Annotated in this window: 12 protein-coding genes; 7 read left to right on the top strand and 5 right to left on the bottom strand. The window is 67.0% G+C overall.

The features are described from left to right. The first annotated feature begins 29 nt into the window (after positions 1-29). The 7 genes from panB (at position 30) to alaS (ending at position 7,589) form a co-directional block, all read left to right on the top strand. Positions 30-896, top strand: a complete 867-nt coding sequence (gene panB / locus VNM24_16715) for a 3-methyl-2-oxobutanoate hydroxymethyltransferase (protein HWQ40223.1) — start codon at positions 30-32, stop codon at positions 894-896. A 191-nt stretch (positions 897-1,087) separates the two neighbouring features. Then, positions 1,088-2,044 carry a thiamine-phosphate kinase gene (gene thiL / locus VNM24_16710; GenBank protein HWQ40222.1) on the top strand — a complete coding sequence of 319 codons (957 nt, stop codon included), beginning with the start codon at positions 1,088-1,090 and terminating at the stop codon, positions 2,042-2,044. Position 2,045: 1 nt separating this feature from the next. Further along, positions 2,046-2,534, top strand: coding sequence for a phosphatidylglycerophosphatase A (locus tag VNM24_16705; GenBank protein HWQ40221.1), 489 nt, complete (start codon positions 2,046-2,048; stop codon positions 2,532-2,534). A gap of 2 nt (positions 2,535-2,536) precedes the next feature. Continuing rightward, positions 2,537-3,037, top strand: coding sequence for a nicotinamide-nucleotide amidohydrolase family protein (locus VNM24_16700; GenBank protein HWQ40220.1), 501 nt, complete (start codon positions 2,537-2,539; stop codon positions 3,035-3,037). Positions 3,038-3,411: 374 nt separating this feature from the next. Beyond that, positions 3,412-4,437: a recombinase RecA gene (recA, locus tag VNM24_16695; protein HWQ40219.1), complete on the top strand. Its 1,026-nt coding sequence runs from the start codon at positions 3,412-3,414 to the stop codon at positions 4,435-4,437. Positions 4,438-4,443: 6 nt separating this feature from the next. Further along, positions 4,444-4,881: a recombination regulator RecX gene (recX, locus tag VNM24_16690; GenBank protein ID HWQ40218.1), complete on the top strand. Its 438-nt coding sequence runs from the start codon at positions 4,444-4,446 to the stop codon at positions 4,879-4,881. Between the two features lie 80 nt (positions 4,882-4,961). Then, the gene (gene alaS / locus VNM24_16685) at positions 4,962-7,589 is read left to right on the top strand and encodes an alanine--tRNA ligase (protein ID HWQ40217.1); all 2,628 of its coding nucleotides are present in this window, start codon (positions 4,962-4,964) and stop codon (positions 7,587-7,589) included. 30 nt (positions 7,590-7,619) lie between these two features. Here alaS and VNM24_16680 read toward each other — a convergent pair whose 3' ends face one another. The 5 genes from VNM24_16680 to VNM24_16660 form a co-directional block, all read right to left on the bottom strand. Next, the gene (locus VNM24_16680) at positions 7,620-8,996 is read right to left on the bottom strand and encodes a phosphomannomutase/phosphoglucomutase (protein HWQ40216.1); all 1,377 of its coding nucleotides are present in this window, start codon (positions 8,994-8,996) and stop codon (positions 7,620-7,622) included. Positions 8,997-9,071: 75 nt separating this feature from the next. Then, positions 9,072-10,124, bottom strand: coding sequence for a hydrolase (locus VNM24_16675; GenBank protein ID HWQ40215.1), 1,053 nt, complete (start codon positions 10,122-10,124; stop codon positions 9,072-9,074). After that, positions 10,121-11,149, bottom strand: a complete 1,029-nt coding sequence (waaF, locus tag VNM24_16670) for a lipopolysaccharide heptosyltransferase II (protein ID HWQ40214.1) — start codon at positions 11,147-11,149, stop codon at positions 10,121-10,123. Before waaF ends, VNM24_16675 begins: the two co-directional genes overlap by 4 nt. A 158-nt stretch (positions 11,150-11,307) precedes the next feature. Beyond that, complete coding sequence (locus VNM24_16665; protein ID HWQ40213.1) at positions 11,308-11,517, bottom strand: zinc-finger domain-containing protein; 210 nt, start codon at positions 11,515-11,517, stop codon at positions 11,308-11,310. Further along, positions 11,517-12,440 (bottom strand): branched-chain amino acid transaminase, encoded by a 924-nt coding sequence (locus VNM24_16660; GenBank protein HWQ40212.1) that lies wholly within the window; start codon positions 12,438-12,440, stop codon positions 11,517-11,519. The genes VNM24_16665 and VNM24_16660 overlap by 1 nt, the downstream gene beginning before the upstream one ends. Positions 12,441-12,515: the final 75 nt, after the last annotated feature.

The following is a 12,515-nucleotide window of genomic DNA, read 5'->3' as shown; positions in this document are numbered from 1 at the left end:
AGGCACCAGGACAAGACAGAGGGGGAGAGATGGCTGAAGCGGCGGCACCGAAGAAGCTGACGATCTTCGATCTGCAGGCGAAGGTCGAACGTGGCGAGAAGATCTTCCAGGTCACCGCGGTGGATTATCCGACGGCGCAACTGGTCGACCGTTCCGGCGTGGACTGCATCCTGATCGGCGATTCCCTGGGCATGACCGCACTGGGATATTCGGGCACGGTGCCGGTCACGATGGACGAGATGATTCACCATGCGAAGGCGATCTCGCGTGCGGCCAAGCGCGCGATCCTGGTCGGCGATCTTCCGCTTGGCGCGTATCACGCCTCGGTCGCCGACGCGATCAACAACGCGATGCGCATGGTCAAGGAAGGCGGCGCCGACGTCGTGAAGATCGAGGGCGGCGAGGAGTTCGCGCCGATCGCGGCGGCGGTCGTGCGCGCCGGAATTCCGGTCATGGCCCATATCGGGCTCACCCCGCAACTGGTTTCCAAGCTCGGCGGCTTCAAGGTCCAGGGCAAGAGCGCCCAGACCGGCGCCCAGCTGCTCAAGGACGCGCTGGCGATGCAGCAGGCAGGCTGTTTCGCCATCGTGCTCGAGGCGATTCCCGATCGCGTGGCGCAGGTCATCACCGAGCGGTTGACCATTCCCACGATCGGCATCGGCGCCGGCCCGCACTGCGATGGCCAGAACCTGGTGCTGCACGACATGGTGGGGTTGTTCGACCGTTTCACCCCCAAGTTCGTGAAGAAGTACGCCGACTGCTGGAGCATCATCAGCCGGGCGTTGCAGGATTTCCAGGAAGACGTGCGCAAGGGCGGATTCCCCGGAGCCGAGCACAGTTTCACGATGAACGACGACGAATACCAGGCTTTCCTGAAGCTGTTGCCCAAGGACTGAACGGTGAATCTCGCCGCACGGACACGCAGGCACAAGGAAGCCAACTCAAGAGGAGCTGCCGAGGGCGTCAGGACGAAGTTGTCTTCCCGATCGCTTTTCTTCGGTGTTGCGGGTGATTGACTTGTTATTGATTTGCTCCGGGCCTTCGTGCCCCTGTGGTTGAGCGAACTTGCGAGGACTAGAATCCGGCGATGGCGTCCGAGTTCGAATTGATCGCGCGTTATTTCACGCGTCCGGCGCGCCGGGCGGTGCTCGGCGTGGGCGACGACGCGGCGCTGATCGAGGTGGCACCCGGCAGGCAGCTCGCGGTGTCCACGGATACGCTGGTGGCGGGAACGCATTTCTTTCTAGAGGCCGAGCCGGGCCCGCTGGGCCATAAATGCCTCGCGGTGAATCTGTCGGACCTGGCGGCGATGGGCGCGCATCCGCGCTACGCCTTGCTCGCCTTGACCCTGCCCGCCGCCGACGAGTCGTGGCTGGCGGAGTTCTCGGACGGGTTCCTGAGGCTGGCCGAAAGCTTCGACGTGGAACTGATCGGCGGAGACACCACGCGCGGTCCGCTGTCGATCACCGTGACTGTGCTCGGTGAAACGCAACCGGGCAAGGCGCTGACGCGGGCCGGCGCGCGTGCGGGAGATCAGGTCTGGGTCTCGGGAGTGCTGGGCGACGCGGCGCTCGCCGTGCTGCATCTGAAGGGCGACCTGCGGCTGAAGGGCCCGGACCTGGAGCATTGTTTGAGGCGATTGCACAGACCCACGCCGCGGATCGCGCTGGGCGAAGCCCTGGTCGGGATCGCCACCGCGGCGATCGATGTCTCCGACGGGCTCATCGCCGATCTCGGTCATATCTGCGAACGCTCCGGGGTCGGGGCGGAAGTCGACTACGCGGCGGTACCTTGCGCGCCACAGGTCAACGGCTTGAAGAACGTTCCGGCCGTGCGAGCGGCGCTGCTCGCCGGCGGAGACGACTACGAGCTGGTTTTCACGGCCCCCGCCTCGGCGCAGCGGGAGATCGTGGCCATATCCGGTCGCACCGGGGTGGCGGCATCGTGCATCGGGCGCATCGTCGACGGTTCGGACGTCAGGGTCGTCGATGCGGGCGGTCGCCCGATCGAGCTGGCGCAGAGAGGCTTCGATCATTTCCGCTAGCGTGCCGGTCACGCGCCCCCGCTTGCGCTTCGCGTACGGGCATCCGGCGCGTTTCGTCGCGCTCGGCTTGGGCATCGGACTGGTGCCCGCCGCCCCCGGAACGATCGGCACGCTGGCGGCGGTGCCGCTCTATCTGGGCTTGACGCGCCTGCTGGCCACCGAGTTCTTTCTCGCTTTGTGGTGTGCGCTGTTCCTGGTGGGTATCTGGGCCTGCGAGCTGACTGGACGGCATCTGGGCGCGCACGATCACCGGGCGATGGTGTGGGACGAGATCGTCGCCTTTGTGCTGGTGCTGTTCTTCACGCCGCAACACCCGCTCTGGCAGGCAATCGCGTTCGCGCTGTTCCGCGTGTTCGATGTGCTGAAGCCGGCGCCGATCCGCTCGGTTGAGCGGGCGTTGCCCAACGGGCTGGGCGTGATGCTCGACGACCTGATCGCGGCGTTCTATACGCTGTTGTGCATGGCCGCTTGGAAATTGGTGTTCGGCTGATCATGGACAAGGAGCTCTTCGCGCTGGCGGAGGAGACAGGCCGTGCGCTCGCGGCGCGCGGCTGGATGCTCGCCACCGCCGAGTCGTGCACCGGCGGGTGGGTCGGGCAGGCGGTCACGATGGTGCCCGGCAGTTCGCGCTGGTTCGATCGGGGTTTCGTCACCTATAGCAACGATGCCAAACAGGCGATGCTCGGCGTGGCGGCAGAAACCCTGGCGCGTTTCGGCGCCGTTTCGGAACAGGCCGTGCGGGAGATGGCGACCGGAGCGCTGGCGCGGTCCGCAGCGCAGATCGCGGTCGCGGTGAGCGGCGTGGCGGGGCCCGAGGGCGGAACCGCTGACAAGCCGGTGGGCACTGTGTGGATCGCATGGGCCGTGCGCGGCGGCGCCTGCACCGCCCGCACCTATCGTTTTGGCGGCGATCGCGAAGCGGTGCGCCGTCAGTCGGTGATTCGCGCCCTGCAGGGCGTGGCGCAGGCCGCGGACATCGGCCAGACGGCCTAAGCGCCCTGGCGACGCCTCGCGCGCCGGCTACCGGAGCGCTCTGGGTTGCCTCCTCGGTTCCGCCCCTCTGCCCGGAGCATTCTCCGGATGCAAGACGCGTGGCCGGCGCGGCGGCCGAGCGTTTCGTTCATCGCGTGGGCAACGCTGCCGATCGACAAGCCGCCTGCAAGCGCGGTGTCGGGTGGGTGTTGGCGAGTCGCACGGCCGACGATCGCGCGCAACCCCAAGGCGAGGTTCGCCGATCCGGCGGGTGCGCAACCCAAGCATTTCCTGACAGAGCCTCTGGCGAGGCGCGATGACGTCGAGGCGTATGCCATAATCGCCGCCTTGCGGCAAAACCCCTTCGCATCAGACGAGGCACACAAGGAAAAGCCATGGACGAGAACCGGCAAAAGGCCCTTCAGGCGGCGCTCTCCCAGATCGAAAAGCAGTTCGGCAAGGGCTCGATCATGCGCCTCGGCGAGCAGCAGGTGGCCCGGGATCTGCAGGTTGTGTCCACGGGTTCGCTCGGTCTGGATCTGGCGCTCGGCGTGGGCGGGCTGCCGCGCGGCCGGATCGTGGAGATCTACGGCCCGGAAGCATCCGGCAAGACCACGCTCACGCTGTCGGTGATCGCCCAGATGCAGAAGGCGGGCGGGACCGCCGCCTTCATCGATGCGGAGCACGCGCTGGATCCGCAATACGCCGCGAAGCTCGGAGTGAAGATCGAAGAACTGCTGATATCCCAGCCGGACAACGGCGAGCAGGCGCTGGAGATTGCCGACATGCTGGTGCGTTCCGGCTCCGTGGACGTGGTGGTGATCGACTCGGTGGCGGCGTTGACGCCCAAGGCCGAGATCGAAGGCGAGATGGGCGAGCCGCAGATGGGGCTGCAGGCGCGGCTGATGTCGCAGGCGCTGCGCAAGCTCACGGCCAACATCAAGCGCTCGAATACGCTGGTGATCTTCATCAATCAGATCCGGATGAAGATCGGCGTGATGTTCGGCAACCCGGAGACCACCACGGGCGGCAACGCGCTGAAGTTCTATGCCTCCGTGCGCATCGACATCCGCCGCATCGGTTCGATCAAGAAGGGCGACGAGGTGATCGGCAACGAAACGCGGGCCAAGGTGGTCAAGAACAAGGTGGCGCCGCCGTTCCGGCAGGCCGATTTCGACATCCTCTACGGCGAGGGCATCTCGCGCGAAGGCGAAATCATCGAGCTGGGAGTGCTCTACAAGCTGATCGAGAAATCGGGAGCCTGGTACGCCTACAACGGGGAGCGCATCGGGCAGGGCAAGGACAACGCCCGAGAGTTCCTGAAGGACCACCCCGAAATCGCCCGCGAGATCGAGAACAAGATCCGCGCCCACGTGGGCGTGGCGGCCGCCCCGGTAATGGCCGCCGCCGTGGAGGACTGATCCCGCTTGCCGGACCGGCTGCGCGCCCGGGCGCTGCGGCTGCTCGCGCGGCGCGAGCACACGCGCGCGGAGCTGGCGGCGAAGCTCAAGCCGCACGCCGAGGACGAGCGCCAGCTCGCCGCGTTGCTCGACGAGCTGGAGGCGCGCGGCTGGCTTTCGGAGACGAGGTTCGTGGAGTCCGTGCTGCACGCGCGCCGCGCGCGCTACGGCAGCGCGCGCATCGCGCACGAGCTGCGCAGCAAAGGGGTCTCCGAGGACGCCATCGAACGCGCCGCGCGCGGCCTGCGGGCGACCGAGCTGCAGGCCGCGCGCGAGGTGTGGCGCCGGAAGTTCGGGCGCCGGCCGGCGAGCCCGGCCGAACGCGCCCGGCAGGCGCGGTTTCTCGCTTCGCGCGGATTCGCCACCGAGGTCATCCGGCGCGTGCTGGACGGGCGCGAGGACTGAAGCCGGTCGCGTGCCGGATGCTCTAGAATCCCCTTGACGGAGCCGGCCCGCAGACCGGCTCCTGCCTTTCGAGTGAGTCGATGAAAAGCAGCGAGATCCGCACGCGGTTCCTGAAGTACTTCGAGCGCCACGGCCACACCATCGTGCCCTCCAGCCCGCTGGTGCCCGCCAACGATCCGACGCTTCTGTTCACCAACGCCGGCATGGTCCAGTTCAAGGACGTGTTTCTGGGCCAGGACAAGCGTCCTTACGTGCGCGCCACGACCGCGCAGCGCTGCGTGCGCGCCGGTGGCAAGCACAACGATCTCGAAAACGTGGGTTACACGGCGCGCCACCATACGTTCTTCGAGATGCTCGGCAACTTCAGCTTCGGCGATTACTTCAAGCGCGAGGCGATCCACTTCGCCTGGGATCTGCTCACGCGGGAGTTCGGTCTGCCCGCCGAGCGCATGTGGGTCACGGTCTATCAGGACGACGACGAGGCCTACCGCGTGTGGGCCGAGGAGATCAAGGTCCCGCGCGACCGCATCTCGCGCATCGGCGACAAACCGGGCGGTGCACAGTATCAGAGCGACAACTTCTGGCAGATGGGCGATACCGGGCCCTGCGGGCCGTGCACCGAAATCTTCTGGGATCACGGTCCGGAAATTCCCGGTGGTCCGCCGGGTACGCCGGAGGCGGAGGGCGACCGCTACATCGAGATCTGGAACCTGGTCTTCATGCAGTTCAACCGCGACGAATCCGGCCGGCTTCACCCGCTGCCCAAGCCTTCGGTGGACACCGGCATGGGACTGGAGCGCGTGGCGGCGGTGCTGCAGGGCGTGCACTCAAACTACGAAATCGACCTGTTCCAGGACCTCATTCGTGCCGCAGCGCGCGTCACCGGCGCGCGCGATCTGACCTCCAATTCGCTCAAGGTGATCGCGGACCACATCCGCGCCTGCGCCTTTCTGATCACCGACGGCGTCATCCCGGGCAACGAGGGCCGCGGCTACGTCCTGCGGCGCATCACCCGGCGCGCCATCCGCCACGGCTACAAGCTCGGGCAGAAGCAGCCGTTCTTCCACAAGCTCGTGGCGGATCTGTGCGCGGTCATGGGCGATGCCTATCCCGAGCTGCCGGCGGCGCGGCAGCGCGTGACCGAAGTGCTCGAGCAGGAGGAGGAACGCTTCGCCGAGACGCTGGAAAACGGCATGGCCGTGCTCGAATCGGCGCTGCACCGCGAAGACCGCATGCTCGACGGGGAAACCGTGTTCAGGCTCTACGACACCTACGGCTTCCCCGTGGATCTCACCGCCGACATCGCGCGCGAGCGCGGCATCCAGGTGGACTTCGCCGGCTTCGAGGCCGCCATGGAGAAGCAGCGCGAGCGCGCGCGCGCGGCCTCGCAGTTCAAGGCCGCCGCGGCGGTGGCCTACTCGGGGCGGGCGACGGAATTTCACGGCTACGAGACGCTGAACCTCGAGGCGCGCGTGGCGGCGTTGTACCGCGAGGGCACTGCGGTGCAGCGCCTCGCCCAGGGCGAGCGCGGGATCGTGGTGCTGGATCGCACGCCCTTCTACGCCGAATCCGGAGGGCAGGTCGGCGACCGCGGTATCCTGGTGACCAGGGTCAGCCCCTTCTCGACCTTCAAGGTCGAGGACACACAGAAGATCCAGGCCGAGGTGTTCGGCCATCACGGCACGGTGGTCAAAGGCGAGTTGAAGGTCGGCGACGCGGTGCACGCGCAGGTGGATCTGAAGCTGCGCCATGCCACGATGTACAACCATTCCGCCACCCACCTGCTGCACGCGGCGCTGCGCAAGGTGCTCGGCGACCACGTGCAGCAGAAGGGCTCGCTGGTCGACGAGTTCAGGACGCGCTTCGATTTTTCACATCCGAAACCGCTCAGCGCCGAGCAGATCGCGCGCGTCGAGCAGCTGGTCAACGAACAGATCCGGCGCAACGTTGTGGTTCAGCCGCGCGTGATGAAATACGACGAGGCGATCCGTGCCGGCGCCATGGCCCTGTTCGGCGAGAAATACGGCGACGAGGTGCGCGTCGTCGGCATGGGCGATTTCTCCACGGAGCTGTGCGGCGGCACGCACGTCTCGCGCACCGGCGACATCGGCTTCTTCAAGATCGTGTCGGAGTCGGGCGTGGCGGCCGGCATTCGCCGGATCGAAGCCGTCACCGCCGAGAGCGCCGTGGAGTACGTGCAAAGGCGCGAGCGCCAGTTGAGCGAGATCGCCGCGGCGCTCAAGACCGGTCCCGAGGAAGTCGAGCACCGGCTGGTTCAGGTGCTCGAAAACGTCCGCCAAATGGAGAAGGAACTGGCGCGGTTGAAATCAAAGCTCGCCAGCGCGCAGGGCGAAGATCTGGCCGACCGGGCCGAGAGCGTGGGCCCTGCCAAGGTGTTGGCGGCGCGCATGGACGGCGCCGACGCCAGGACGTTGCGCGAAGCGATCGACCGGCTCAAGGGCCGGCTCAAATCCGCCGCGATCGTGCTCGGCGCGGTCGACGGAGAAAAGGTCACCCTGATCGCGGGTGTGACAGCGGACCTCACCGAGAAGATCAAAGCGGGCGAGCTGGTCAATTTCGTCGCGCGGCAGGTCGGCGGCAAAGGTGGGGGCCGCGCCGACCTGGCACAGGCCGGCGGCACCGCTCCGGAGAAGCTTGCGGAGGCGCTGCGTTCGGTGCGCGGCTGGGTCGAGCAGCAGTTGCGCTAGTTTTCCCGGCCGGGGGAAAGCGATCAGGGTCTAGAAAGGCAGTTGCAGGTCCGGGCGCGCCTGAAGCAGCACGCGGCGGAACTCTTCCTGGATGCGTTTCAGGGCAGGTTCGTTGTCGGCCTCGAAGCGCAGCACCACCACAGGGGTGGTGTTGGATGAGCGGGCGAGCCCGAAACCGTCTTCATACTCCGCCCGCAGCCCGTCGATCGTGATTACCCTGCGCGCGGAGGGAAAACGCGCGCTCTTCTGCAGCGCTTCGATCAGGGCGTAGTTCTCGCCCTCCTTGAGCTTGACCTGCAGCTCAGGCGTGTTGACCGAATCCGGCAGCCGCTCGAACACGGCCGAGACGTCGGAGTGGGCGGAAAGGTATTCGAGCAGCCGCGCGCCGGCGTACAAGCCGTCGTCGAATCCGTACCAGCGTTCCCTGAAGAAGATGTGGCCGCTCATCTCGCCGGCGAGCAGCGCGCCGGACTCCTTCATCTTGGCCTTGATCAGCGAGTGGCCCGTCTTCCACATGGTGGGCCGGCCGCCGTGGCGCTCGATCCAGGGACCGAGATTGCGGGTGCACTTGACGTCGAAAATGATCTCTGCTCCCGGATTGCGCGAGAGCACGTCGGCGGCGAACAGCATCAGCTGGCGATCCGGATAGATGATCTTTCCCTGCTTGGTCACTACACCGAGGCGATCGCCGTCGCCATCGAAGGCGAGCCCGATTTCACCGCCGCCGCGCGCCAGCGCCTCCACGAGGTCGCGCAGGTTCTCCGGCTGCGACGGATCCGGATGGTGATTGGGAAAGGTGCCGTCGACTTCGCAGAACAGCTCCGCGACTTCGCAGCCGAGCGCGCGATAGAGCCGCGGCGCATAGGCGCCGGCCACCCCGTTGCCGCAATCGACCGCGATGCGCATTGGCCGCTTGAGCTTGATGTCGCCGGCGATGCGCTCGACGTAGTCCCGGCCGATATCGCGCGTTTCGATCTTCCCGGAGCCGGCCGCGAAGTCGGCCCGCTCAATGCGGGCGCGCAGCTGCTGGATGCGCTCGCCGGAGAGCGTCTCGCCGGCCACCACCATCTTCAGGCCGTTGTACTCGGGCGGATTGTGGCTGCCGGTGACCATGACGCCGCTGCCGGTGCGCAAATGATGCGTGGCGAAATAGAGCATGGGCGTGGTCACGCGCCCGACGTCGATCACGTCGACCCCGGTGCTGCGCAGGCCCTCGGCCAGCGCCCCGGCCAGGGCGGGACCCGACTGGCGTCCATCGCGACCGACGCACACCGACCGGCTGCCCAGTGCAAGCGCTTCACTGCCCAACGCGCGCCCGACCTCGAACACCATCTCGGGCGTGAGCGTCTTGCCGACGATGCCGCGGATGTCGTAGGCCTTGAAGATCTCCGGTGGGATGGCAATCATTGCGTTGCGCATGTGGCTGCGTGCCGGTCCGATTGTCCCACCCTCCCGGCCGGTTCGACAATCGCCGTTGCACCACTATCCGGTCACCCTGGACGCCGGTCCCGACGCAACAGCCTCCGCGCACGACGCCCCCGCGCCGAAGAACCGGAGCAGGCGCTGCGGTAGCCAATCCAGCCGTCCTGGAAACGGGCCGCTCACAAAGCCGGCATGCCCGCCGCCTTCGGTGATTTCGAGCGTGACGCACGGCGCGGCGTGCGCGTCCCACGACAGGTACTCCCCGGGCAGGAACGGGTCATTGCGCGCATGCACGATCAATGTCGGCACGCGGATCGCGTGCAGATCCGGCAGGGCGCTGGCGCGGCTCCAGTAGTCGTCGGCGTCGCGGAATCCGTGCAAAGGCGCCGTCACCAGATCATCGAACGCCCTCAGCGTGCGGGCGCGCCGCAGGGCGTCGCGGTCGTAGAGGTTGGGAAACAGCGCGAGCTTGGCCAGGCTCTTTCTTTTCATCGAACGCAGAAAATGACGCGTGTAGATGCGGTTGAGCCCGACCGCAAGGCCGTCACCGGCCCGGCGCAAGTCCAGCGGCGCCGAAACCGCCGCCGCGCGACGAACCAGAACATCCGCCCCAGCGCCAGCCTGCGCCAGCCACTTGAGCAAGGCGTTGCCGCCGAGGGAAACGCCGACCGCATAGACGGTATCGGCACCGGAGCGGCTGGCCGCCTGCCTCAGCATCCAGCCAATTTCGGTCGCGTCACCCGAATGGTAGGCGCGCGGAAGGCGATTCAGGCGCCCGCCGCAGCCGCGGAAGTGCGGTACCACGCCGCGCCAGCCAGCCGCAGCCAGATGGCGCATCAGGTTCGCCGCGTACGGGCTGCGCGAGCCTCCTTCCAGGCCGTGGAACAGCACCACGAGTGGCGCCCCCTCGGAGCCGTCGAGCCAGTCGACTTCGACGAAGTCTGCGTCGGGCGTGTCCCAGCACTCGCGCCGGTACGGCGGCGCCGCCGGTCTGAGCAGCAGTGCCGGATAGAGGGTCTGGAGATGCCCGCCGGGCAACCACCAGGGCGCGCGGTAACGCGTTGCACCCGTGAGCGGGTGCAACCGCGGCGTGTCGGGCATCCTGCCGCTCATGCGGCGCAGCCCAGCGCTTCGATCTCGCGGAGGATGCGTTCGGGAGCCAGCCGCATCATGCAGTCGAAATGGCCGAGTGGGCACACGCGCTGAAAACACGGACTGCATGGCACGCCCAGCTGCACGATGCGCGCGTGCTCCGAGAGCGGTGGGGTGAAGCGCGGCGAACTCGAGCCGTAGATCGCCACGAGCGGGCGATCCAGCGCGGCTGCCACGTGCATCAATCCGGAATCGTTGGTGACGACCAGATCCGCGATCGCGAGCAGCGCCACCGCCTCGTCCAGCGAGGTTTTCCCGGTAAGGTCCAGCACGGCGTCGCCGGCTTGCCGCACGATTTGCGTACCAGCCTCGACGTCCTTGCTCGAACCCAGCAGCCAGACCTTCCAACTCTGCCGGGCGAGGTGCCGGGCGAGCTGCGCGAAATGTGCGGCCGGCCAGCGCTTGGCCGGACCGTATTCGGCCCCGGGGCAGAAACACGCGAGTCTTTCCGGGCGCTGCAGTGCCTTGGCGGCGAGCACCTGCTGCGTCTCCTCGCCGGTCACACGCAGGCGCGGGCGCGGCACCGGCCGGAGCAAGGGTTCGCCCGCTTCGCCGGCCAGGTACGCGAAGCGTTCCACCATCAACGGCATGCGCGCTTCGTCCAGTCGGCGGGCGTCGTTGAGCAGCCCATAGCGCAGCTCGCCGACGAAACCGGTGCGCTGCGCGATTGCGGCGAAATAGGGTACCAGGGCGCTCTTCAGCGAATTGGGCAGAATCACGGCCCGCGCATAGCACCGCTCGCGCAGCCGGCGCCCGTAGCGCAGCCGCGCACCGAGCGCGAGCGCTCCGTGCCCGAATGGATTCTCCAGCGTGCCGGCCACTTCAGGCATGCGCCGATAGACGGGCAATACCCAGGACGGGGCGAACACGTCGATCGCCGCATCGGGCTGCCTTGCCTTGAGCAGCGCAAGCAGCGGTTGCGACAGCACGGCGTCGCCGACCCAGGACGGCGCGACGATCAGGATTCTTGGGCCGACGCCATTCACCGCGCAGTCACCGGGAAAATCCAACAAGGCCCGGAACCAAGGCGCGAGGACACCCGGAAATCGGAAGCCCGATTTTGACCCGAGGGGTTGCCTTGCGCCTGAAGATCTCGATGGTCAATGCGCGGTTGAGCCTCTCTGTGTCCCGGTGCCTTTGCGGTTCATTTCTGGTGCGACGAACGGGGGCCACCCTTGAGCACGTAGCGGGTTCCGCAGTAAGGGCACAGGATGTTGCCCGTGGTCTCGATCGGCAGGAAGACCCGGGGGTGCGAATTCCAAAGCGGTTGCGAAGACAGCGGGCAATGCAACGGAAGATCGGCCGGCGAGATCTCCACTTCGCGCTCCCTCGCCCGGTTCTTGCCGCTGTCCATCACGAGACCGGCGTGAGCCAGTGCCGGTGACCCTCGGAGCGGCCGTTGACCACGTCGAAGAACATCGCCTGCAACTTGGCAGTCACCGGACCGCGCGTGCCGCCTCCGATGAGCCGGCTGTCCAGCTCCCGGATCGGGGTCACCTCCGCGGCCGTGCCCGTGAAGAACGCTTCGTCGGCGATGTAGACGTCGTCGCGCGTGATGCGCCGGGCGATGACTTCGTAGCCCGCTTCGCGTGCCAGCGTGATGATCGTGTCGCGGGTGATGCCGATCAGCGCGGAGGTCAGCTCCGGTTCATAGAGCTTGCCGTCCTTGACCAGGAACAGGTTCTCGCCCGAGCCTTCGGCCACGAAGCCGTCGACGTCGAGCAGCAGTGCCTCGTCGTAGCCGTGCTCCACCGCTTCCTGATTCGCGAGGATCGAGTTGGCATAGGTTCCGGAATACTTGGCGCGGCACATCGTCACGTTGACATGATGCCTCGCGTAGCTGGCGGTCTTGACGCGAATGCCCTTTTCGATGCCGTCCGCGCCGAGGTAGGCTCCCCAGGGCCAAGCGGCGATCGCCACGTGCACCCGCGCGCCCTTGGGCGAGACGCCCATCTTCTCCGAGCCGTAGAAGGCGATGGGCCGGACGTAGCAAGCCTCCAGTTTGTTGGCGCGAACCACCTCGCGGCACGCCTCGACCACCGTATCGCGGTCGAACGGCATCTTCATCAGGTAGATGTGAGCGGAGTTGAACAGCCGGTCGATGTGCTCGCGCAAGCGGAAAATGGCGGTGCCGCGCACGGTCTTGTAGGCACGCAGGCCCTCGAATACGGCCAGGCCGTAGTGCAGCGAGTGAGTCAGCACATGCGTGGTGGCCTCCCGCCACGGCACAAGCCTGCCGTCATACCAGATGACGCCGTCCCTGTCCGCCATCGACATCTTGTCGCCCCCGAAAAAAGCGCCAAGTTTACCGTAGTTGGTGTGCCCAGGACCGGTACGCAGGACATGCGATCG

Source organism: Burkholderiales bacterium (assembly GCA_035560005.1).
Classification (GTDB): domain Bacteria; phylum Pseudomonadota; class Gammaproteobacteria; order Burkholderiales; family Eutrophovitaceae; genus DASRFY01.
This window is presented reverse-complemented; position numbering and strand designations above follow the sequence as displayed.